The organism is Bradyrhizobium sp. BRP23, from assembly GCF_020194135.1.
Classification (GTDB): Bacteria; Pseudomonadota; Alphaproteobacteria; order Rhizobiales; family Xanthobacteraceae; genus Bradyrhizobium; species Bradyrhizobium yuanmingense.
Genome location: NZ_JADYVW010000001.1, coordinates 605474 through 627409, shown reverse-complemented (window position 1 = coordinate 627409; position 21936 = coordinate 605474). Strand labels below are relative to the sequence as shown.

The following is a 21936-nucleotide window of genomic DNA, read 5'->3' as shown; positions in this document are numbered from 1 at the left end:
CGGTTTGGGTGCGGAGAGGAATAGGCACTTCCGGAAATGGTGGGTATCTGGCAAAATCGGGATCTTTCCTTCCAGAATATGGAAGTGTCCCATGGATCGTCTCGAAAGCATGTCGGTGGTCCTGGCGGTGGCGGAGGCGGGCAGCCTGTCCGCCGCCGCGCGCCGTCAGAAAATGCCGTTGGCAACGGTGAGCCGGAAGGTTTCGGAGCTCGAGGAGCACCTCCAGACCAAGCTGTTTCATCGCTCGAGCCGCGCGCTCGTCCCAACGGACGCCGGTCGCTCCTACATCGCCGCGGCCAAGCGAATTCTCGCCGACCTCACCGAAGCCGAGCGCGTTGCCTCTGGCGAATACACCACGCCGCGTGGCGATCTCAGCATCACGACGCTGGTCGCGCTCGGTCGGCTATGCTTGCAGCCGATCCTTGCCGAGTTTCTTGCGGCATTTCCGGAGGTGGATGTTCAGCTCATCTTGCAGGACCGGACGCTTAACCTTCTGGACGAGAACATTGACGTCGCGCTTCGTGTCGGCGATCTCGCCGACAGCGGCCTGATCGCCGTGCGCGTTGGGGAAATTCACCGCGTCGCCTGCGCCAGCCCGTCCTATCTGAAGCTGCGGGGAACGCCGAAGGCTCCCGATGATGTCTCCGCCCACGACTGCATCAGCTATCCTCCGCTTCAATCGCCGGGCACGTGGAGATTCAAACGAGGGCAGACCGAGTATGCAGTGCCGGTGCGGTCGCGCTTCATTGCGAGCAATCTGGAATCGGCCATCGATGCCGCGCGCGCAGGCATCGGGATCACCGTCGTGTTCTCCTATCTGGCGTCGGATGCGCTGAGGTCTGGAGAGCTCGTTGCGGTCCTGCAGGACTTTCAACCGCCGCCGCAGCCGGTCAGCTTCGTCTACTCGCCCAACCGCTTCATGCCGGCGAAGCTGCGAGCGTTTCTCGACTTCGCAGGGCCGCGCCTGAGGGCGCGCTTGGCCGACAGTCCCGGAAACGTTGCGCCGCGGAGGCCGCGGGCGTAACTGCGGGCCCGCACATCAGAAATGCAGGTTGAGCCGCAACAGCGCCTGGTGCCGCTCGAACTGATCGAGGTTGAGGCTGCGAACGTCGCCGATCGCCTGGCCGGCAACCTGCATCTGCCAGGTGCCGGAGATGCCGACCTCCTTCGAGATGTTGTAGGAGAAGGTTGGGCCAGCAAAGACTGCGTCTCCCAAAAAGCGGTCGAGGCCGCCGCCGTCATAGGCCCGCGCGTAGCGCACGCCGAGGCCGAGCACGAGGTCTGGCTGCACTACGTAGGAGATCGCGGCCTGGAGCTGCATCTCGGAATCGTGTCGCCAAAGATTGGTCGAGATCTCGCGGGTTCCGCCGGTCCCGTACCAGACGTTGAAGGCGGCGAACAACCTGTCCTTGACCAGCTCGCGATCGAACAGGGCGGCAAACTCTGCGCCATATTGCGCGATGTGCATGCCGCTGCCGTCGTCAATCCGGCTCCAGCCGGGCTGCGCATGGAGGGTCAGCCCAAAAGGCGCGACGGCGCGATCGAGCAGCTTGTAGCGCAGTTCGAGCGCCACCCCGCCGAAAGCGAGGTCGCGATGATCGGCAAATCCCGGAGCGCCATTGATGTGATGTCCGGTCAGTGCGAATCCGGGTGCTATCCGGAAGTTGTCCGAGACCGTGTATTTGACCTGATTGAGATTGGCCCAGGCTGCGTAAGTGCCGGAGCGCTTGCCGAATGCGCCGACATTCTCGAACTCGATCTCCATTTCGCCGGGCTTGCCGATGTCGGAGCCCATGCTGAAACCGAAGATGTGCTCGGTGTCGATCTCCGAATGAGCCGACGGCAAACCTCCCGTCAGCTTGCTGACGCCGGGGGCCGGTGTGGAGCCGGGCCAGGCATAGGCGAGGCCGCGTGGACCGTCGTCGGCAGAGGCGGAGACGCAACTCGCCAGATGACCGGCGACGACAATTGCGGCCGCTGTTGCGCCCCGGAAGCTCGACTTTCTCAGCACGACATCCACCAACCCACGCGAACCAAGGGCACTGATCGACGCAGGGAGCTTGGTTCACGCGCAGCCCCTGCGATTGCAAGTCATTCGCAAGAACAATTCCACAGAATGGCCGGCCGTGCAACTACTTGCTAATCATTCTTAGTTGCGTTCAATGGAATTCACTTCGGCTGGGCGGCGGGTCGGGTCCGATCCACGCTGGAGAGGCTGGAAACGGGAGATTCCCTGCGCGTTCGGAGCCGTCCCGTGCGGCAATGCCGCGCGGTGCTCAGGAGTGCCAGAAACCAAGCGTCAGGCCTGCAAGTCGAGTTATTGACAATCAGGGCGCTGGCCTTACCACCACGACAAAAGCTGAAGGGAGCGCCCTGATGACGAGTGGCTTGCGCAAGGGTCTGACGAGCTATGGCGATGCCGGTTTCTCGCTGTTCCTGCGCAAGGCGTTCATCAAGGCCATGGGCTATTCTGACGACGCGCTGGAGCGCCCGATCGTCGGCATCACCAACACCTATAGCGACTACAATCCCTGCCACGGCAACGTCCCTGACATCATCGAAGCCGCCAAGCGCGGCGTGATGCTGTCGGGCGCGATGCCCTTCGTGTTCCCGACCATCTCGATCGCGGAGAGCTTTGCGCATCCGACCTCGATGTACCTGCGCAATCTGATGGCGATGGACACGGAGGAGATGATCCGCGCCCAGCCGATGGATGCGGTGATCGTGATCGGCGGCTGCGACAAGACGCTGCCGGCGCAGGTGATGGCCGCGATCAGCGCCGACCTGCCGACCGTGGTCATCCCCGTCGGGCCGATGGTGGTCGGTCATCACAAGGGCGAGGTGCTGGGGGCCTGCACCGATTGCCGCCGCCTCTGGGCGAAATATCGCGCCGGCGACATGGACGATGCCGAGATCGAGGCGGTGAACGGCCGGCTGGCGCCATCGGTCGGCACCTGCATGGTGATGGGCACGGCCTCGACCATGGCCTGCATGATCGAGGCGATGGGCCTGTCGCTGCCGATGAGCGCGACGATTCCCGCGCCGCATGCCGAGCGCTTCCGTCTCGCCGAGGCCAGCGGCAAGGTTGCCGCGGAGATGGCCAAGACCAAGGGTCCGAAGCCGAGCGAAGTGTTGACGCCGGCCTCGTTTAGGAACGCGCAAGTCGTGCTGCAGGCGATCGGCGGCTCGACCAACGGCCTGATCCATCTCACCGCAATGGCGCATCGCTCGCCGCACCGGCTCGACCTCGCAGCGTTCGACCAGATCGGCCGCGAGGTGCCGGTGCTGGTCGATCTCAAGCCGTCCGGCGAGCATTATATGGAGCACTTCCACCACGCCGGCGGCGTGCCGAAGCTGCTGGCGCAGCTCGGCGATCTCGTCGACCTCGATGCCAAGACCATCAGCGGCCAGACGTTGCGGGAGATCGCGGCGAATGCGGAGGACGTGCCAGGCCAGGATGCGATTCGTCCGCGTGATAATCCGATCAAGAAGGAGGGCGGCCTCGCCATCCTGCACGGCAATCTCGCCCCGCGCGGCGCGGTCATCAAGCAATCCGCCGCCAGCCCGAAGCTGCTGCAGCACACCGGGCGCGCCGTCGTGTTCGAATCCGTCGAGGACATGACCTTGCGGGTCGACGATCCCGATCTCGACGTCAACGCCGACGACGTGCTGGTGCTGCGCAACGCCGGCCCGAAGGGCGCGCCGGGCATGCCGGAAGCCGGTTATCTGCCGATCCCGAAGAAGCTCGCGCGCGGCGGCATCAAGGACATGGTGCGCATCTCGGATGCGCGCATGAGCGGCACCGCGTTCGGCACCATCGTGCTGCACATCACCCCGGAATCCGCCGTCGGCGGGCCGCTGGCGCTGGTTGAGAACGGCGACATGATCCGCCTTGATGTGGCCAAGCGCAGCATCGAGCTCTTGGTTGACGCCGCCGAGCTGGAGCGGCGCCGCGCTGCGTTGAAGCCGGTGGCCGCGCCGGAAGAGGCGCGGCGCGGCTACGCCTGGCTGTTCAACGAGACCATCCTGCAGGCCGACGAGGGCTGCGATTTCGACTTCATGCAGAGAACGGGCCCCGCGAAGGGCTGAGCCACCGCCTTGCTACTTCCCCTTGCTCGTGAACTTCTTCACGGCGGTGCGGAACGCTTCCGTGTTCATCGCCATGATGATCTTGTGCTCCTCGGCATCGAGCTGCTGCTTCACCGGCGTGGTCGCCGCCTGATAGACCAGCTGCTTGGTGCCGGCGATCGAAGCCGGCGGGTTCTGCGCGAGACGCTCGGCAAGTTTTTGCGTCGCGGTCTTCAACTCGGCCGCGGGGACGGTCTTGGCAACCAAGCCCCATTCATAGGCCTGCTGCGCGGTAAAATTATCCTCGGCGAGAAAGATCTGCAGCGCCCGGCGGGAGCCGACCGTGCCGACGATGCCGACCGTCGAGCCGCCGTCCGGCGACACCCCGATCTTGGCATAGGCCGGCGTGAACTTGGCATCGTCAGCGGCGATGCAGAGATCGGTGACGAAGGCGAGGCCCATGCCGGCGCCGGCGGCCGAGCCGTGCACGCTCGACAGCGAGATCTTCGGCATGCGCCTGATGATCTCGATGAAGGCGTGATAGTGCTTCAATAGCTCGCCGACGACGGGCGTCACCGTGCCGGCTTCGGCGGCGGCCCCGATCGTCTGCAGGTCGCCGCCGGCGCAGAACGCGCGGCCTTCGCCTTCGAGCACCACGACGCGGATGTCGTCGGCGCCTTCGATATAGGTTGCGAGCTGCTCGAGCTTCTGGGCAATCGCAAGATCGATCGCGTTGAATGCGGCAGGGCGGTTCAGCGTGATGGTCGCGATCGGGCCGTCGACCTTGAGCAGGGCGGGATCGTCGGGCTTTGAGACGGGAGCGGTCATCTTAAATTCTCCGGCAGGAGGTCGAGGCTCGAACTAAATCGCAGAAGGGCAGGGGTGACAATCCCCGAACCACCGCTCTTGCGCCGGGCGGAACGATAGGCTCAAATGGAGCCGCTTTCGCCAAGGGACGGACACGAGCGCCGGCTCCTCGCAAGGCCAGCAAGCAAAATCAGCGAGAGAGGAGGCGGCATGGGTCACGCTCGTGTCTTCCGGAAATGGGCTGTCCGATGACTGGCCCGGTGATCATCGTCGGTGCCGGCCATGGCGGCTACCAGATCGCGGCATCGCTGCGCCAGGCCGGCTTTGCCGAGCGCATCTGCCTGATCAATGACGAGCCGCATCTGCCCTATCAGCGGCCGCCGCTGTCCAAGGCCTACATCAAGGGCTCCGCGGGCCCGGAGAGCCTGATGTTCAGGCCTGAGAAGTTTTACCAGGACCAGAGCATCGAGCTGATCGCCGGCCGCGCCGCCTCGATCGACCGCGCCGCGCGTAAGGTGCATCTCGCATCCGGCGAGACGCTGGACTATTGGCACCTCGTGCTGGCGACCGGCGCGCGCAATCGCCTGCTCGATCTGCCCAATGCCAATCTGCCCGACGTGAAATATCTGCGCATTCTCGATGACAGCGAGGCGCTGCGCGCGATCATGCCGTCGAAGACGCGCGCCGTGATCATCGGCGCCGGCTTCATCGGCCTCGAATTCGCCGCGACCGCCCGCATCAAGGGCCTCGAGGTCGACGTGCTCGAGCTCGCCCCGCGTGTGATGGCGCGGGCGGTGACGGCGGAGGTCTCCGGATATTTTCAGGCGCGCCACCGCGAGGCCGGCATCCGTATCCATCTCGGTGTGCAGGCGACCTCGATCGAAGCCGAGGCCGGCAAGGTCACCGGCGTGTCCTTGAGCGACGGGCGGCATCTGCCGGCCGACCTCGTCGTGGTCGGCGTCGGCGTGCTGCCGAACATCGAACTCGCGGCCGAGGCAGGGCTGCCGGTCGCCGCCGGCATCATCGTCGATGAATATCTGTCGACGGCTGATCCCAACATTTCGGCCATTGGCGATTGCGCGCTGTTCGCAAGCCCGCGCTTCGGCGGATCGCTGCGGCTGGAATCGGTACAGAACGCCACCGATCAGGCCCGCTGCCTCGCAGCAAAGCTGACCGGGGATAAGAAACCGTACGACAGCCATCCCTGGTTCTGGAGCGATCAGGGCGACGACAAGCTCCAGATCGCGGGGCTGACGACCGGCTACGACCGCGTCGTGCTGCGCGGCGATCCCGCCAAGAAGGCATTCTCGGCGTTCTGCTATCACGGCGACAAGCTGCTCGGAATCGAATCCATCAACCGCGCCGGCGATCACATGTTCGGCCGGAGATTGCAGGCTATGGACCGCTCCATCACGCCGGAGCAGGCCGCGGACGAGAGCTTCGACCTCAAGAGCGCGCTGGCATGAAGTTCTTCTCCCTCTCCCCGTTCTTACGGGGAGAGGGCTGGGGTGAGGGGCTTTCTCCGCGCATAGGATGGCAGTCGGACTCGCGGAGAGTCCCCCTCACCCGGAATTTGCTCTCGCAAATTCCGACCTCTCCCCGCAAGCGGGGAGAGGCGAAGAGGCCTCTACAGTATCGCCGCCACTTCCGCCCCCGTCGGCATCGACGGTCCGGCGCTCATGCGCTGCACGCTGATCGAGGCGGCGGCATTGGCGAACGTCAGCGCCTCACGCAAGGGCGCGCCATCAGCGAGTTGCGCGGCGAGCGCGCCGACGAAGCAGTCGCCGGCGCCGGTGGTGTCGAGTGCCTTCACCACACGGCCGGCCACCGAGATCTCCTCGTGCCCGGCGAGCGCGAGCACGCCGCGCTTGCCGAGCGTGACGCAGATGGTCTGGTCCTCGCGCGCCTGAAGTTTTCGCGCGACATCGATGATGCGGTCGGCCGCGTCGCTCTCGGAGAGCTCAACGCCGGCGAGGAAGCCGAGCTCGGTTTCGTTCAGCACGAGGATGTCGACCAGCGCCAGCAGCTCGCCCGGCATCTTCTGCGCCGGCGCCGGGTTCAGCACGGTCACTGCCCCCGCCGCGCGGGCGCGGTGGAAGAAGGCAGCGATCGTCGGCAGCGGAATCTCGAACTGGCTGACGGCGACGTCGCCCTTCAGCAGCGGCACGACCTTGACGTCATCAGCGCCGACCAGCCCGTTCGCTCCGGGAACGACGACGATGGTGTTGTCGGCCTCGGCCACCGTGATGATGGCCGTCCCGGTGTGCGCCTCGGCCGTCTCCACGACATAGCCGAGGTCGATGCCCTGGTCGCCGAGAAAGGCCTTCAGCTCAGCGCCCAACGAATCCCTGCCCAGCCGCCCGATCAGCGTGGTCCGCGCCCCTAACCGCGAGGCCGCGACCGCCTGGTTCGCGCCCTTGCCGCCTGGGAAATACAGGACCTGGCGGCCGGCGACGGTCTCGCCGACGCGCGGATGGCGATCGGCCGTGGCCACCACATCCATGTTGATGCTGCCGGCAACGAAGACCCGCCCCATCTCTTTCTAGACCCTGACCTCGAACTCGTGCCTGACCTTGGCGATATCGACCAGCGTCGGCAAGCCGGCCTCGTTGCCGAGGCGCTGGATCTTGTAGGTCGAGGCGGCGCGGGCAAAGTCGAAATGCTCGCGCCAGCTTTTGCCGGGATGGGCGAGGTAGGAATAGACATAGGCGCCGTGGAAGACGTCGCCAGCGCCGTTGGTGTCGATCACGCGCTCGCGCGGGATCGGCATCGCCGGCATCACCTGCACCGTGCCTGTTTCGTCGTACCAGAACAGGCCCTTCTCGCCCATGGTGACGCCGCCGATCTTGCAGCCGCGGCTCTTGAGATAGTCGAGCATCTTCTCCGGCGTCAGATCCATCTGCTCGCACAGGCGCTCGGCGACGATGGCGACGTCGATGAATTCGAGCAGCTCATGGGTGTTGGTGCGCAGGCCGCCGCCGTCGAGCGAGGTCAGGATGCCGGCCTCGCGGCACACCTTGGCGTAGTGGATGGCGGCATCCGGCTGGTGGCCGTCGACATGCAGCGCGCGGCAGCCGCCGAGATTGAGCATCGGAAAGGGGTGGATGTGCTCGTCGTCGCGGCAGCGGACGATGGCGCGCTTGCCGTCCTTGGGCATGATGAAGGAGAGCGAGGACTGGTTGACCTTGCGCCCATGCAGCGAGATGCCGTACTTCGCGCACATGTCCTGGAACATGCGCCCCAGCCAGTCATTGGCTGCGGTCGCGATCAGGTCCGGCACGATGCCGAGCTTGGCGCAGCAGAACGCGGCCGTCACCGCATTGCCGCCGAAGGAGACCGCGTAGTCACGCGCCACGTGTTTCTCGTCGCCGGTCGGCATGTGGTCGGTGATGAAGACGACGTCGATATAGGTCTGTCCGATGAAGAGAGCCTGCATTGCTTGTCCGTGATGCGCTTGTGGTCCCGGCCGGCGAGATTACTCTAGCACCGGTTCCGCTCCGGGGGGACGCTGAAATTATTCGCAAATCTGCCGCCCGAAGCGCTTGAGGTCAGCATGGTCCGGGAATACGACCATCACTGGCCCATGCCAAGCCCGGACAAACGCCGTCTTTCGCTCCCGGGGTTCCCCGTCCACAAAAAGGGTGCAGAATGATCATCGGCCTCGATCACATCGTCGTTCTCGTAGGCGATATCGGTGCGGCCAAGGTGGCCTATCAGACGCTGCTCGCCCGCGCGCCAGCCTGGCAGAACTCGGGCGAGGGCGCCGACCGGGTGCTGTTCACCCTCGACAACATGACCATCGAGCTGATGGCCCCTCACGGCTTCAGCGTCACCGCCGACCGTATGCGCGCACTGCTCGGCAACCAGGAAGGCATCCTCGCCAGCCTGTGCTTTCGTGTCGCCGACATCGGCAAGATGCACCGCCGGCTGGAGCGGGTGGCCCTGAGGCCCGATCCGGTCGCCGAGGTCGAAAGCAGCGACGCCGTCACGGGTGCCGTGCTGCACTGGAAGCGCACGCGGGCCGCGACGGAGCTGACGCGCGGCGTGCGCATGTTCTTCCTGGAGCTGGCCGACGAGCGTCCGAAGTCGGCCGCGACCGACATCGCGCCGATCGAGGGGCTCGACCACGTCGTCGTCACCACGGAGGATTCCGAGCGCGCCGCCGCGCTCTACGGCGCCCGGCTCGGCCTTGATCTCGCGCTCGACCGCTCGCACCAGGACTGGGGCCAGCTGATGTTCTTCCGCTGCGGCGACCTCATCGTCGAGGTGGTGCGCCGCCCGGTCGCGGGCGGCGATGTCGCGCATGACCGGCTCTGGGGCCTGAGCTGGCGGGTCGGCGACATCGACGCCACCCGCGCCCGCCTGATCGCGAGCGGACTCGACGTCTCGGAGGTCCGCACCGGCCGCAAGCCGGGGACGCGCATCATGACCGTGCGCAACGGCACCTGCGGAATCCAGACCGTGCTGCTGGAGCGTTCGCCGAGGCCGGTGGAGTGATTCTGTCATTCCGGGGCGATGCGTAGCATCGAACCCGGAATCCATTTCGCGGCTGACTCTGCCGCCCAATGGATTCCGGGCTCGCGTCAAGAGGCGCGCCCCGGAATGACGAACATTCTCAAACTCACGCTCGCGTGCTACACGCGTCTTGTCGGCACCCAGCGAGCACCCGGTTTGGCGAAGGCAAAGCGAACTTTGAAATGGCAGCGCGACCCCGAGGGGATGCGGCTGCGCATTCTCGAAGCCGCGAAGCAGGAGTTTTCCGCCCATGGCCTTGCCGGCGCGCGCGTCGACCGCATCGCGGCCAAGGCCGGCGCCAACAAGCGCATGCTGTACTATCACGTCGGCAACAAGGACGAGCTCTATCTCGCCGTGCTCGAAGGCGCCTATGACAAGATCCGCAGCGAGGAGCGGGGGCTCGACCTCGAACATCTCGATCCCCCCGAGGCGATCCGCCGCCTGATCGAGTTCACCTGGAACTACTTCCTGCGCAATCCCGAATTCTTGTCGCTGCTGCAGACCGAGAACCTCGCGCGCGCCAAGCACCTGAAGAAATCGACCAAGGTCAAGTCGATGCACTCGCCCTTCGTCGAGATGATCCGCACCGTGGTGCGCCGCGGCGTCGACAGCGGCGACTTCCAGGTCGCGGTCGACCCCGTGCAGCTCTACATCTCGATCGCAGCGCTCAGCTTCTTCTATCTCTCCAATTCGGCAACGCTGAGCGTGATCTTCGGCCGCGATCTCCTGGACAAGAAGGCCAAGGAGGAGCGGTTGGCGCATATGGTGGGCCTGGTGCTGGCCGCGCTGACGGGGCAATCCGCGGCGCTGTTCGAGATCGCGAAGACGCCGAAGTCGCGCGCCGCGGTCGTGCAGGCGGTGTAGCCCGTAGCCATGATGGGGCGCCTTGCTCCGTCATTGCGAGCGCAGCGAAGCAATCCAGACTGTCTCCGCGGAAATATTCTGGATTGCTTCGCTGCGCTCGCAATGACCACGTGGAGGCGCGTGCACCTCACTCCGCCCCCGTGCCCCGACGCAGCGCAGCAACGCTTACATTGCAGCGCGTCCGGGACACGGAAGGCGATAGTCCCGTCCCCAAAAGCTCCCGGAACCCCGAGCACAAAACGTCACAGGGAAAGCTCTGGACAGTATTTATCCAACGGGTTAATTTCTCCCCATAACGAAGAAGACTGCCGGGAGTGAAAATTGGCCGAGCCGAAGCCGCAAAACGCTGTTTCCAAGCTGCTGAATGCAGCCTGGGTTCGGCCGTTCTTGTTCCTGGTCTTCATCGTCGTCGCCTGGGATCTCGCGATCCGGCTGTTCAGAATCCCGGCCTACCAGATACCGGCGCCGCTCGACGTCGTCGCCGTGCTGCGCACCGAATGGCCGGAGCTGCTGCGCCAGTCCTGGCCGACCACCTATGCGACCGTCTGCGGCTTCCTGCTGTCGGCGCTGTTCGGCATTCCCGTCGCGATGTTGATCGCGGGCTCGAAGACGGTGGAGAGCTACGTCTATCCACTGCTGGTGTTCTCGCAATCGGTGCCGAAGATCGCGATCGCCCCGCTGTTTGTGGTGTGGTTCGGCTTCGGCATCATTCCCAAGGTGATCTCGGCGTTCCTGCTCGGCTTCTTCCCGGTCGTGGTCTCCGCGGTGCAAGGCTTCAAATCGGTCGATCCCGATATGGTCGATCTCGCCCGTGCCATGCAGGGCAGCCGCCTGCAGGTGTTCCGCGCGGTGAACCTGCCGCATGCGCTGCCGGCGATCTTCTCCGGTCTCAAAGTGTCGGTGACGCTGGCCGTGGTCGGCGCGGTGGTCGGCGAGTTCGTCGGCTCCAATTCCGGCATCGGCTACGTGATGCAGCGCTCGATCGGCACTTTCGACCTGCCGACGATGTTCGCGGCGCTGGTGATCCTGGCGCTGCTCGGCGTGGTCCTGTTCTGGATCGTCGACCGGGTCGAGAAGCTGGTCATTCCCTGGCATGTCAGCCAGCGCGAGGACATGATCTTTGCATCCTGACTAAAGCAACGAGCGGCCACCAACGGCCGACGCAACCAACGGCAAGGGAGAGAAACGATGAAGCGGTTGATTGGAGCTGCATCCGTAGCACTGATGGCGTTCGCAGCCATGCCGGCGCAGGCAGCCGACAAGGTCGTGCTGATGCTGAACTGGTACGTCTATGGCGAGCACGCGCCGTTCTATTACGGCAAGGCCAAGGGCATCTACGCCGCCGAAGGCATCGAGCTCGAGATCCAGGAAGGCCGCGGCTCGGCTGCGACCACGCAGGCGGTTGCCGCCAAGACCGCGGACTTCGGCTATGTCGACGTCCCCACCATGATGCGCGCCGCGATCAAGGGCGCGCCCGTGGTCGCAACCGGCGTGCTGCTGCAAACGAGCCCGATGTCCGCCATGGGCTTCGCCGACAAGAACATCAGGAAGCCTGAAGACATCAAGGGCAAGACGGTGGCGATCACGCCGGCCGATTCCATGACGCAGATCTGGCCGCTGTTCCTGAAGAAGACCGGCCTGAAGGAGAGCGACTTCAAGACCGTCGCCGGCGACGGCCAGACCAAGCTCAACGCCGTCATCAACGGCCAGGCGGATCTCCTGCTCGGCTACGTCATGGATCAGTCGATGAAGATCAAGGACGCGACCGGCAAGGATGTCTATCCGATCAAGTTCGCCGACTACGGCATCAACATGGTCTCCTCGGGCGTCATCGCCAACACCGACTACGTGAAGGCCAATGCGGACCTCGTCCGCCGCTTCATGTCGGCGACGACCAAGGCGGTCGAAGCTGCCGAGAAGGAGCCGAAGGCGGCGGCGCAATCGATCCTCGATGCCAACCCCAAGGGCGGCAAGATCGACACGCTGACGCAGGGTTTTGAGCTGACCATCCCGCTCTACCGGACCGCGGAGACCAAGGGCAAGCGGCCGTTCCAGGTCACCGACCAGAACATGACCGAGACCGTCAACCTGCTGGTCGAATATGGCGGCCTCGACGCCAAGGCCAAGGAGAACCCGAAGGCTTTCTACACCAGCGATTACCTGCCGAAGAGCGGCTCGTGAAACCTGCGACTGTCATGAGTGAAACCGCGCAGTCGGCCGCTCATCTGAGACTGGTGAGCGACCGGGCTGCCGGCGATGCGTCGGGCATCAAGCTGTCGGGCGTGTCGAAGACCTACCGGACGCGCGACGGCGATGTGCCGTCGCTGCGGCCGCTCGACTTCCACATCAATGACGGCGAGTTCTTCGTCGTGGTCGGCCCTTCCGGCTGCGGCAAGTCCACGTTGCTCAAATTGATCTCGGGCCTGCTGGCGCCGACCACGGGCGAGATCCTGGTCGAGGGCCAGAAGGTGACGACGCCGCACGGCAATGTCGGCATCGTGTTCCAGAACGCGCTGCTCTTGCCCTGGCGCAACATCCTCTCCAACGTGATGCTGCCGATAGACATGAAGCGCCTGCCGCGCCAGGAATATCTCGACCGCGCCAAGTCGCTGCTGAAGCTGGTCGGCCTCGAAGGCTTCGAGAAGAAGCTGCCCTGGCAGCTCTCCGGCGGCATGCAGCAGCGCGCCTCGATCTGCCGCGCGCTGGTGCACGATCCGAAGATCATGCTGATGGACGAGCCGTTCGGCGCGCTCGACGCGCTGACACGCGAGCGCATGAATGTCGAATTGATGCGGATCCAGCGCGAGACGAAGAAGACCGTGCTCCTGATCACGCATTCGATTCCGGAGGCCGTGTTCCTCGCCGACCGCGTGCTGGTCATGACCGAGCGCCCCGGCGCGATCGCCGCGATCTACGACGTGCCGCTGCCGCGCCCGCGCTCGCTCGACGCGATGGCCGACCCGGTGTTTACGGAGCTGGTGCAGCGCATCCGCACGCATTTCTTCTCGCAAGGGGCGTTGGACTGAAACCATGTCCCCCCGCCTGAAGCTGCGAGACATCGCCTTCTTCGAACGTCCCGTGCAGTTCGCGCGGCCGTTCCGCTTCGGTGCGATCACGATCAACGCGACGCCGCAGCTGTTCGTGCGGGCCGAGATCGAGGTCGAGGGCCGGGGCACCGCCGTCGGTGCCAGCGCCGAGCTGCTGGTGCCAAAGTGGTTCGACAAGCGGCCGGAGCTGTCGCCAGCGCAGACGGTGGACGAGTTGCGTCGCTCGCTGGAGATCGCGCGCGGACTCTATCTGGCACGGACCGGCTTCCAGACGGCGTTCGATCTGCATGCCTCCTGCATCGGTGCCCAGATCACGACCTGCGCGAAGAAGAATATTCCGGCGCTGGCTGCTGCCTACGGCCCCGCGGAGATCGACAAGGCCATTCTCGATGCGCTGCTCCGCGCCGTCGAGACCAGCTTCTTCGACGGAATAGCCGGCAACATCGCCGGCATCGATGCGCGGCTTTCTCCTGACGTGAGCGAGAAAGACATCAGGACGTTCCTCGCCGGCCGGGTGCCGCTCGAGCGTGTTGCGATCAGGCATACCGTCGGCCTTGATGATGTCGTGGAAGGCGAGGGCGGCGTTGCCGATCCACGCGAGAATACCGGAGCACGCTACTTCAAGCTCAAGCTGTCCGGCGATCCGGCTGCCGATGCGGCGCGGCTCACCCGGATCGGCAAGGAGCTCGACGCGCTCGGGCGCGACTACAAGGTGACGCTCGATGCCAACGAGCAATACGCGGATCTCGCCGCGTTACAGGCCCTGATGGACCGGCTCGATCATGACGCCACGCTGCGCCCGATCTCAACGCGCCTGCTCTATGTCGAACAGCCGATGCCGCGCGACATCACGCGGCAATCGCCGCTCGGCTCGCTCGCCGCGCGCGGCTTCATCATCGACGAAGCCGACGATTCCTACGACGCGTTCCCGGCAGCACGGGCGCTCGGCTATCGCGGCATCTCCTCGAAATCTTGCAAGGGACTTTACAAGTCCATCATCAACGCCACGCGTGCGGCGAAATGGAGCGCGCAAGGCGAAGCCTTCTTCATCACTGGTGAGGACCTCACCTGCCAGGCCGGCCTTGCCGTGCAGCAGGATCTTGCGCTCGGTGCCTTCATCGGCGTCACCCACGCCGAGCGCAACGGCCACCACTACGTCGATGGCTTTGGTGAAACGCCCATAGCAGAAGCTCAGGCCTTCGCCGCCGCGCATCCCGATCTCTATGCCGATGCCGGGCGGGGTATCCGCCTCTCCATTCACGACGGCGATCTCCTGACGGGATCGCTTCATTGCGTGGGCTTCGCCTCGTCGGTCCATCCGGACTGGTCGGCATTGCGCCCGCTCGCCCAGCCAAGATCTCAGGAGCAATTGGCATGACCACCCAACGCCTCGGCCTCATCATGAACGGCGTCACCGGCCGGATGGGGCTCAACCAGCATCTGATCCGCTCGATCGTCGCGATCCGCGACCAGGGCGGCGTGCGCCTGAAGAACGGTGACCGTGTCATGCCCGACCCGATCCTGGTCGGCCGCAGCGCCGACAAGGTCGAGGCGCTGGCCAAACGCTACAACATCACGCGCTGGACCACCGATCTCGATGCCGCGCTCGCCGACAAGAACGACACCATGTTCTTCGACGCCGCGACGACGCAGGCCCGTCCCGGCCTGCTGACCCAGGCCATCAACGCCGGCAAGCACGTCTATTGCGAGAAGCCGATTGCGACGAATTTCGAGGAAGCGATCGAGGTCGTGAAGCTCGCCAATGCCAAGGGCGTCAAGCACGGCACGGTGCAGGATAAGCTGTTTCTGCCGGGGCTGAAGAAGATCGCTTTCCTGCGCGATTCCGGCTTCTTCGGCCGCATCCTCTCGGTGCGCGGCGAGTTCGGCTATTGGGTGTTCGAAGGCGGCTGGCAGGAGGCGCAGCGGCCCTCCTGGAACTATCGCGACGAGGATGGCGGCGGCATCATCCTCGACATGGTCTGCCACTGGCGCTACGTGCTCGACAACCTCTTCGGCAACGTCCAGAGCGTGAGCTGCATCGGCAACACCGACATCCCCGAGCGTTTCGACGAGCAGGGCAAGAAGTACAAGGCGACTGCTGACGATTCCGCCTACGCCACGTTCCAGCTCGAAGGCGGCATCATCGCCCACATCAACATGTCCTGGGTGACGCGGGTCTATCGCGACGACCTCGTCACCTTCCAGGTCGACGGCACGCTCGGCTCGGCGGTCGCGGGCCTCACCGATTGCATGATCCAGGCGCGGCAGGCGACACCGCGCCCGGTGTGGAATCCCGACGAGAAGCGGCTGCACGACTTCTACGGCGACTGGCAGAAGCTCCCGGATAACGTCACCTACGACAACGGCTTCAAAGAGCAGTGGGAAATGTTCATCCGCCACGTCTACGAGGATGCGCCCTACAAGTTCACGCTGCTCGAAGGCGCCAAGGGCGTTCAGCTCGCCGAATGCGCGCTGAAGAGCTGGAAGGAGCGCCGCTGGATCGACGTCGCGCCCATCAAAGTGTGACATTCCGATGCTCATGATTTCGTCATTGCGAGCGAAGCGAAGCAATCCAGACTGCCTCCGCGGAAAGACCCTGGATTGCTTCGTCGCTTCGCTCCTCGCAATGACGGAGAGAGGACCAAAATGAACAAGCCCGTCCAACCAATGTCATCCCTGTCGCTGAAGCTGCCCAAAGCCGATCGCTCGATCGAGACCTATCGGCTCGCGGCCTCGCGCACGTTCCCCGCAAAGCTCGAGGGGCCGCTGAACCGCATCGCCTTCTCGGCCGTGCACACGGTCGCCGATCCCTTTGCCGACAACGATCCCTGGCTGTCGGCCGCCGTCGACTGGGACAAGACCATCGCCTTCCGCGAGCACGTCTGGGACCTCGGCCTCGGCGTTGCCGAAGCCATGGACACCGCGCAGCGCGGCATGGGGCTGGACTGGCCGACCTCGCTGGAGCTGATCACGCGCTCGGTCGCCGCCGCCAAGCGGCGCAATGCGCTGGTGTTCTCCGGTGCAGGCACCGATCATCTCGCGGTCGAGGACGCTGGGAGCCTCGACGACGTGATCCGCGCCTATGAAGAGCAGATCTCGGCGGTGGAGAAAGTCGGCGGCCGCATCATCCTGATGGCCTCGCGGGCCCTGACAAAACTCGGTCGCAATGCCGACGATTACGCCAAAGTCTATGACCGCGTGCTCTCGCAAGTCCGCGAGCCCGTTATCATCCACTGGCTCGGCGACATGTTCGATCCGGCGCTGGCGGGCTATTGGGGCACGAGGGATCTCGACAAGGCCATGGACATTGCCGTCGCCATCATCAACGGCAATGCCGCCAAGGTCGACGGCGTCAAGGTCTCGCTGCTCGACAAGCAGCGCGAGATCGACATGCGCCGGCGTCTGGACAAGCGGATCAAGATGTATACCGGCGACGATTTCAACTACGCGGAGCTGATCGCCGGCGATAGCGAAGGTTTTTCACACGCGTTGCTCGGCATCTTCGATGCCATCGCGCCGGCGGCGTCCTACGCGCTGTCGCGGCTGGCGGCAGGCGACGAGGCCGGCTTCCACGACGTGCTTGGCCCGACGGTCCCGCTGTCGCGTCACATCTTCAAGGCGCCGACGCGGTTCTACAAGACCGGCGTCGTGTTCATGGCCTATCTCAACGGACACCAGGATCACTTCACCATGGTCGGCGGACAGGAGAGCACGCGGTCCACGCTGCATTTGGCCGAACTGTTCCGTCTCGCTGACAAGGCCGGCCTGCTCGCCAACCCTGAACTCGCGACGCAACGGATGAAAACCGTGCTCGCCACCCACGGTATCGAATCCTGATGCGCGATTTTTCGTCCGACCACCGCTGGCTGTCGCTGAACACGGCGACCGTCCGCAAGCAGGGTGACCTCGTCGCCATCATCGAGGCCTGCGCGAAGCACGGCATCCGAGCCATCGATCCCTGGCGCGACCAGGTCGCGAACGTCGGTCTCGACCGCGTCGCGCGCGCGGTGCGCGAGGCTGGCCTTGATCTCTCAGGCTATTGCCGCGGCGGCATGTTCACCTCGGACGCCTCGCGCCGGGGCGAGGTGCGCGACGACAACCGCCGCTGCGTCGACGAAGCCAAGGCGCTGGGCGCGCCCTGCATCGTCCTCGTCGTCGGGGGCCTGCCGCAATATTCGCGGCCGGGAAGCGAGGCCTCGAAGGACATCGCGGCGGCCCGTGGACAGGTCGAGGAAGCGCTTGCCGAGATGCTCGACTACGCCAAACAGGCAAAGCTGCCGCTGGCGATCGAGCCGCTGCATCCGGCCTATGCGGCCGACCGCGCCTGCGTGAACACGACCAAACAGGCGCTCGACATCTGCGACCGGCTCGACCCCGGCCGCACCGGCATGCTCGGCGTCGCGCTCGACGTCTATCACATCTGGTGGGACCCGGAGCTGATGGACCAGATCGCACGCGCCGGCCGGGACCGCCTGCTGGCGTTCCATGTCTGCGACTGGCTGGTGCCGACCAGGGACATCCTCAACGACCGCGGCATGATGGGCGACGGCGTCATCGACATCAAATCGGTGCGTGCAGCGGTCGAAGCGCAGGGCTTTGCCGGCTATTCCGAGATCGAGATCTTCTCCAACGAATGGTGGGGCAAGCCGATGGACGAGGTGCTGAAGACCTGCATCCAGCGACATCGGACGGTGGTGTAGTTGCCTCGAGTGTCTCGTGAAAAGTCAGACGATTGCGCTATCATCGATTTTACCGTCGAATCCCGGACTATCACTCGTCAATTCGATCTGCGAAGCTCTGCCGACACAAATGCGCTTGCGACCAAGCAGGCGCGGAGGGAGGTTCGCAGTGGAGAAAGTGCGACGCTTGCGTGCGACGAGCTCACTGTGCCGTCAACAGGCCGCGTACAACAGCATGAACAAATGGAAGCTGCTCGCAGAGGCAGAATACTGGATCATCTGGCTGACCTCGAGCTATCTTCCCATTTCCAACAATGCAACGCCATTGGCTTGAATGAGGTAGAGCAGCCTCAAGCGATCACAGATGCGAAGTGCTGAGCGGAAGACGATTTCCGCCGCGTGAGGACAGAAAGGCCGTGTACTCATAAAAGGAAGTCGGGCTGATCGTCCAGAGCAGCACTGCTTGTGACCCACAGCGGAATTGCCTCGTGTTCAGATCCAATAACGCAAGTACAGGGTTGCCGTATCATCTGTGTGCTCGCTGTGCGGCAACGTCTGAAGCTTGAAAAGGCGCGCGATCATGATCGGGAAAGCTCCTCCATGAGCGCCTTGGCGGAACGAAGGTCCGGCGTTTCGAAGCCTTCCGTAAACCAACCGTAAACCGAGCCAAGAAGGCACCGCGCGTCGGCTATCCTACCCTGGTCGTGCCAAAGCCGAGCCAAACTCATTGCGGCACGTAATTCAAAGGACTTTGCGCTCTGGCTTTGGGCGACCTTGAGTGCAGTTTGCAAACACCCCTCGACCTCGTCAGCTGGAGCACCACGAATCCGGTGCAGCTCGCCATCGATGCATGCAAGTTCTGCCTCCCACATATGCTCGTCGCTGCGCGCGGCAAGGACCTTTGCTTCGGCAAGGGCAGCGACGCCGTTGTCGTGGTCACCTGAGTGGAGGTAGGTGGCCGCGAGCATCCATAAGTACCGAACCTGGTACCAACTGGCTCCGAGCCTGTTCCGCTCGTTCAGACTGAGGCGCATGAGCGCCAGGCCGCCCTCCACGTTGCCCTCTTGGGCCATGGCCCAGCCCCGCAGGATGAGGCCGCTCTCGCGCCAATAGTTCAAGCTGTTCTGATCGGCGAGATCGATGATGGACTCGGCGTGCGCTTTGACGGCCGCCACGTCACCCATTAGCTCCGCAGTGGCCGCCCCGCCATAGACCTGCACATGCGCGGTAAGGTTCGTCTGATTCAACTCCATGGCGTATTGGGATGCGGCACGGCTAGTCCGCTCAGCCTGTTCGGGGTAACCCAAAACCCAAAGCACAATCGCCAAGTAGGGTAGCGCCGAGGCCTTTGGGTCATGTACGTAGTGCACAGGTGGCGGCCGATGCGCCTCCGGCTGATAGCGACTCAAGATCGTTTCGAACTCCGAGCGTGCGGTCAGAAACTCACCGGCATGCATGGCGGTTAGCGCGGCCAGACGATGCACAGCTAGTTCCAGCGCTGTGTCACTGGTGCGCTCGGCGGCGCGCTGGGCCTCGGCTACGAGGCTCTGCATGGCAGCAAAGTCGCCGCGCACGAAGTGGAAAATGAATTTGCCGCTAAGGGTGGAAAACAAGGCGCCCGTGTCGTCGAGTTCATAGCAGAGCGCATGAGCCCTGCTGAAGGCTGTGCCAAGCTGCGGAGCCGTGTATCCGTGAATGGCAATCAGTGGACCTCCGATTGCTGTTTGCAGAGCGAGCTCCTGGCGATCGCGCTCCGGCCCTTGTGGATTGGACCTGAGTGCCTCCAGCCCCCTTGTGAGATGAGTGATCGCTTCGAGATTTGCGGAACGCCCAGCCGCAATGCGGCCGGCCCGCAGCCAATAATCCACCGCCTTTCCTGCCAGTCCACCCTCGGTGAGATGCAGAGCGATCGTCTCCGGCTCCGCCTCCGCACGGGCAGGGTAATGTTGTTCGAGAGCTGCAGCTATGCGGGCATGGATCTGCTGCCGCTTGCTCTTTAGAAGACTCTCGTGCGCGATGTCCTGCACCAGCGCATGTTTGAAGCTGTAGCCAACATTCGGAGGTACGCCACGACGGAATATCAGTTCCGCGGCCAATAGGTCATTGAGAGCATGCTGGAGCGCGTGCTCGTCGAGCGCCGTTACAAGGCGCAGAAGATCGTGTCCGAATTCGCGTCCGATGCAAGCTGCAATCTGGGCAACTTCCTTGACCGGCGCCAATCGATCAAGCCGGGCCATCAAGGAGTCCTGCAGCGTCGTCGGGATCGCCAGCGGCGGTAATGGGCCGATCAGCTCATAACGGCTGCCGTGGTCTTTGAGCAGCCCGGATTCGACGACGGCTTTGGTGAGCTCCTCGACGAACAACGGCACGCCGTCGGTCTTGGCCAGAATCTGCTCAAGCACCTCCTGAGGGAGTGTTTTGCCGCCCGTGATCCGGTCAACGACTGCCGCCCCTTGCCGACGTCCCAGCCGGCTTAGAAAGAGCGCTGTCACATGTCCATGACCCGTCCAGCGCGGAATGAACTCGGGCCGGAAGGTAACGATCATCAAAATTGGAAGTCGCTGCACCTCGTCGACGAGCCGATCGAGGAATTCGAGCATGGTAGGGTCCGCCCAATGGACGTCCTCGTAGACGGCAAGCACTGGCTGTCTTGCCGCTAAGCCTTGTATCTGTTCCAGAAGGGCCTGGAAGGTTCGCTCCTTCTTCTGGTGCGGACTGAGTGCGAGAGGCGGGTATCTCTCCCCGGTCGGGATTGCCAAGAGATCCGCGAGAACCGGCGCGCTCTCATGCACATCGTCCGCACCAAGCGCGAGCATGGCCTCGAGTTTATCGAGCTGTTCGTCGGAAGCGTCCTCCCGCCGTATTGCCGCTGCCCGTTCAAGGAGGCCAACGACGGGATATAGAGCGGTGTTGGTATGAAATGGTGAACAGAAATGACTCAGCGGCGTGTGCGGCACACGGGCGACCTGGTCGCGTAAGGCTCGCACGAGCCGCGACTTGCCAATGCCGGCTTCGCCGCCGAGCAGGACGATCTGTCCTTCCCGCTCTTTCGCCCGCTCCCAGCGATCCAGGAGCAATGCAAGTTCTTCATTCCGTCCGACCAGTGCGGTCGTTGCCAAGCCATGCCGAGCCTCGAACCTGCTCTCTGCCGCGCCTTCACCAATGACAAGCCACGCCTGCACCAGTTCCGGGAAACCTTTGAGAGGCACCGTGCCGAGGTCGCGGTACGTGAAAGCTTCGCCGAGTAGGCGGCGGGTCGATTCCGCAATCACCACATCACTTGGGTTGGCCAGATCTTGCAGTCGGGCGGCTAGGTTTGGTGTTTCGCCGATGACTGCGCGCTCGCGAGCCTCTCCCTCGCCAATCAACTCGCCGACGACGACGAGACCCGTTGCGATGCCGACGCGAGCGGCGAGCGCTGCACCACTCGGTTCGGTAAGCGATGCGACCGCGTTGGTCACTCGAAGCCCGGCGCGAACGGCGCGCTCCGCCTCATCTTCGTGCGCCCGCGGCCAGCCGAAATAAGCGAGAACGCCATCGCCGAGGAATTTGGCTATGTGGCCTTCGAATCGGTCGATCTCGCCCACCACGGTGTTATGGTAGGCCTGCAAGAGGTCACGCAACTCCTCGGGATCCCGCCCTGAAGCAAGTGCCGTCGAGCCGACCAGGTCGACGAACATGACCGTGAGCTGTCGACGCTCCGCGTCCGAATGGATCGATGGCTTCGCGTAGCCGGTAGGGCGATTGGCCTCGACCGCCACCGGGGTGATCGGTGGAGCGAGTGCATGGATTGCTCTTAGCACAGCCTTGCGCGGGCCGAGTGGCAAGCCAAGCTCCCGCAGGTCGGCTTCGGTCAGTTCTGGCAAAATTTCGGACGTGATTTCAGCGTCACAAAAGGTCTTTATGTAGCGCTCCAGCCCGAGACCGCGAAGCCATTGCGCGATATCCACGACAAG

General features: G+C 64.1%; 17 protein-coding genes. 12 read left to right on the top strand and 5 right to left on the bottom strand.

The genetic code is table 11. The annotated features are described in order from the left end of the window. Positions 1–91: 91 nt before the first annotated feature. Positions 92–1024 (top strand): LysR family transcriptional regulator, encoded by a 933-nt coding sequence (locus tag I6F24_RS02835; protein WP_109144533.1) that lies wholly within the window; start codon positions 92–94, stop codon positions 1022–1024. A 15-nt stretch (positions 1025–1039) separates the two neighbouring features. On the opposite strand, the gene I6F24_RS02830 is transcribed toward I6F24_RS02835, so the two are convergent. After that, complete coding sequence (locus I6F24_RS02830) at positions 1040–2011, bottom strand: hypothetical protein (RefSeq protein ID WP_225149936.1); 972 nt, start codon at positions 2009–2011, stop codon at positions 1040–1042. Positions 2012–2376: 365 nt separating this feature from the next. Between I6F24_RS02830 and I6F24_RS02825 the strand changes: the two genes are divergently transcribed. Further along, positions 2377–4089, top strand: a complete 1713-nt coding sequence (locus I6F24_RS02825) for an IlvD/Edd family dehydratase (RefSeq protein WP_225149935.1) — start codon at positions 2377–2379, stop codon at positions 4087–4089. A 12-nt stretch (positions 4090–4101) separates the two neighbouring features. Here the strand turns inward: I6F24_RS02825 and I6F24_RS02820 are convergent, their stop codons facing one another. Then, entirely contained in the window at positions 4102–4896 is a 795-nt protein-coding gene (locus tag I6F24_RS02820) for an enoyl-CoA hydratase-related protein (RefSeq protein ID WP_225149934.1), read from the bottom strand. Between the two features lie 227 nt (positions 4897–5123). On the opposite strand from I6F24_RS02820, the gene I6F24_RS02815 reads away from it, so the two are divergent. Beyond that, positions 5124–6341: an FAD-dependent oxidoreductase gene (locus I6F24_RS02815; RefSeq protein ID WP_225149933.1), complete on the top strand. Its 1218-nt coding sequence runs from the start codon at positions 5124–5126 to the stop codon at positions 6339–6341. A 161-nt stretch (positions 6342–6502) separates the two neighbouring features. Here the strand turns inward: I6F24_RS02815 and I6F24_RS02810 are convergent, their stop codons facing one another. Both I6F24_RS02810 and I6F24_RS02805 read right to left on the bottom strand, forming a co-directional pair. Then, the gene (locus I6F24_RS02810; protein ID WP_225149932.1) at positions 6503–7411 is read right to left on the bottom strand and encodes a ribokinase; all 909 of its coding nucleotides are present in this window, start codon (positions 7409–7411) and stop codon (positions 6503–6505) included. Positions 7412–7417: 6 nt separating this feature from the next. Continuing rightward, the gene (locus I6F24_RS02805; protein WP_057027031.1) at positions 7418–8311 is read right to left on the bottom strand and encodes a sugar kinase; all 894 of its coding nucleotides are present in this window, start codon (positions 8309–8311) and stop codon (positions 7418–7420) included. Between the two features lie 212 nt (positions 8312–8523). Between I6F24_RS02805 and I6F24_RS02800 the strand changes: the two genes are divergently transcribed. The 9 genes from I6F24_RS02800 to I6F24_RS02760 all read left to right on the top strand — a co-directional run bounded on the left by I6F24_RS02800 (position 8524) and on the right by I6F24_RS02760 (position 18001). Continuing rightward, positions 8524–9372, top strand: coding sequence for a VOC family protein (locus I6F24_RS02800; protein ID WP_225149931.1), 849 nt, complete (start codon positions 8524–8526; stop codon positions 9370–9372). Positions 9373–9546: 174 nt separating this feature from the next. Next, positions 9547–10254, top strand: a complete 708-nt coding sequence (locus I6F24_RS02795) for a TetR/AcrR family transcriptional regulator (RefSeq protein WP_193375190.1) — start codon at positions 9547–9549, stop codon at positions 10252–10254. Between the two features lie 321 nt (positions 10255–10575). Next, positions 10576–11385, top strand: coding sequence for an ABC transporter permease (locus I6F24_RS02790; RefSeq protein WP_225127396.1), 810 nt, complete (start codon positions 10576–10578; stop codon positions 11383–11385). Between the two features lie 57 nt (positions 11386–11442). Then, positions 11443–12435 (top strand): ABC transporter substrate-binding protein, encoded by a 993-nt coding sequence (locus I6F24_RS02785; protein ID WP_036025832.1) that lies wholly within the window; start codon positions 11443–11445, stop codon positions 12433–12435. Positions 12436–12449: 14 nt separating this feature from the next. Beyond that, positions 12450–13280 (top strand): ABC transporter ATP-binding protein, encoded by an 831-nt coding sequence (locus I6F24_RS02780; RefSeq protein WP_162130845.1) that lies wholly within the window; start codon positions 12450–12452, stop codon positions 13278–13280. A 4-nt stretch (positions 13281–13284) separates the two neighbouring features. Further along, positions 13285–14679 carry a hypothetical protein gene (locus I6F24_RS02775; protein WP_036025830.1) on the top strand — a complete coding sequence of 465 codons (1395 nt, stop codon included), beginning with the start codon at positions 13285–13287 and terminating at the stop codon, positions 14677–14679. After that, positions 14676–15827, top strand: a complete 1152-nt coding sequence (locus I6F24_RS02770) for a Gfo/Idh/MocA family oxidoreductase (protein ID WP_036025827.1) — start codon at positions 14676–14678, stop codon at positions 15825–15827. Before I6F24_RS02775 ends, I6F24_RS02770 begins: the two co-directional genes overlap by 4 nt. 120 nt (positions 15828–15947) lie before the next feature. After that, on the top strand, positions 15948–17138 hold the full coding sequence (locus I6F24_RS02765) for a dihydrodipicolinate synthase family protein (RefSeq protein ID WP_036025824.1): 1191 nt from the start codon (positions 15948–15950) through the stop codon (positions 17136–17138). Then, positions 17138–18001, top strand: a complete 864-nt coding sequence (locus tag I6F24_RS02760) for a sugar phosphate isomerase/epimerase family protein (protein ID WP_036025822.1) — start codon at positions 17138–17140, stop codon at positions 17999–18001. The genes I6F24_RS02765 and I6F24_RS02760 overlap by 1 nt, the downstream gene beginning before the upstream one ends. A 557-nt stretch (positions 18002–18558) precedes the next feature. Here I6F24_RS02760 and I6F24_RS02755 read toward each other — a convergent pair. Next, complete coding sequence (locus tag I6F24_RS02755; RefSeq protein WP_225149930.1) at positions 18559–21930, bottom strand: adenylate/guanylate cyclase domain-containing protein; 3372 nt, start codon at positions 21928–21930, stop codon at positions 18559–18561. Positions 21931–21936: the final 6 nt, after the last annotated feature.

Bases quoted from the DNA above. Each gene is read 5' to 3' on its own strand.
- I6F24_RS02820 (WP_225149934.1), bottom strand. From the start codon at position 4,896: ATGACCGCTCCCGTCTCAAAGCCCGACGATCCCGCCCTGCTCAAGGTC.
- I6F24_RS02815 (WP_225149933.1), top strand. From the start codon at position 5,124: ATGACTGGCCCGGTGATCATCGTCGGTGCCGGCCATGGCGGCTACCAG.
- I6F24_RS02775 (WP_036025830.1), top strand. From the start codon at position 13,285: ATGTCCCCCCGCCTGAAGCTGCGAGACATCGCCTTCTTCGAACGTCCC.
- I6F24_RS02825 (WP_225149935.1), top strand. From the start codon at position 2,377: ATGACGAGTGGCTTGCGCAAGGGTCTGACGAGCTATGGCGATGCCGGT.
- I6F24_RS02810 (WP_225149932.1), bottom strand. From the start codon at position 7,411: ATGGGGCGGGTCTTCGTTGCCGGCAGCATCAACATGGATGTGGTGGCC.
- I6F24_RS02800 (WP_225149931.1), top strand. From the start codon at position 8,524: ATGATCATCGGCCTCGATCACATCGTCGTTCTCGTAGGCGATATCGGT.
- I6F24_RS02765 (WP_036025824.1), top strand. From the start codon at position 15,948: ATGAACAAGCCCGTCCAACCAATGTCATCCCTGTCGCTGAAGCTGCCC.
- I6F24_RS02835 (WP_109144533.1), top strand. From the start codon at position 92: ATGGATCGTCTCGAAAGCATGTCGGTGGTCCTGGCGGTGGCGGAGGCG.
- I6F24_RS02770 (WP_036025827.1), top strand. From the start codon at position 14,676: ATGACCACCCAACGCCTCGGCCTCATCATGAACGGCGTCACCGGCCGG.
- I6F24_RS02760 (WP_036025822.1), top strand. From the start codon at position 17,138: ATGCGCGATTTTTCGTCCGACCACCGCTGGCTGTCGCTGAACACGGCG.
- I6F24_RS02785 (WP_036025832.1), top strand. From the start codon at position 11,443: ATGAAGCGGTTGATTGGAGCTGCATCCGTAGCACTGATGGCGTTCGCA.
- I6F24_RS02780 (WP_162130845.1), top strand. From the start codon at position 12,450: ATGAGTGAAACCGCGCAGTCGGCCGCTCATCTGAGACTGGTGAGCGAC.
- I6F24_RS02805 (WP_057027031.1), bottom strand. From the start codon at position 8,311: ATGCAGGCTCTCTTCATCGGACAGACCTATATCGACGTCGTCTTCATC.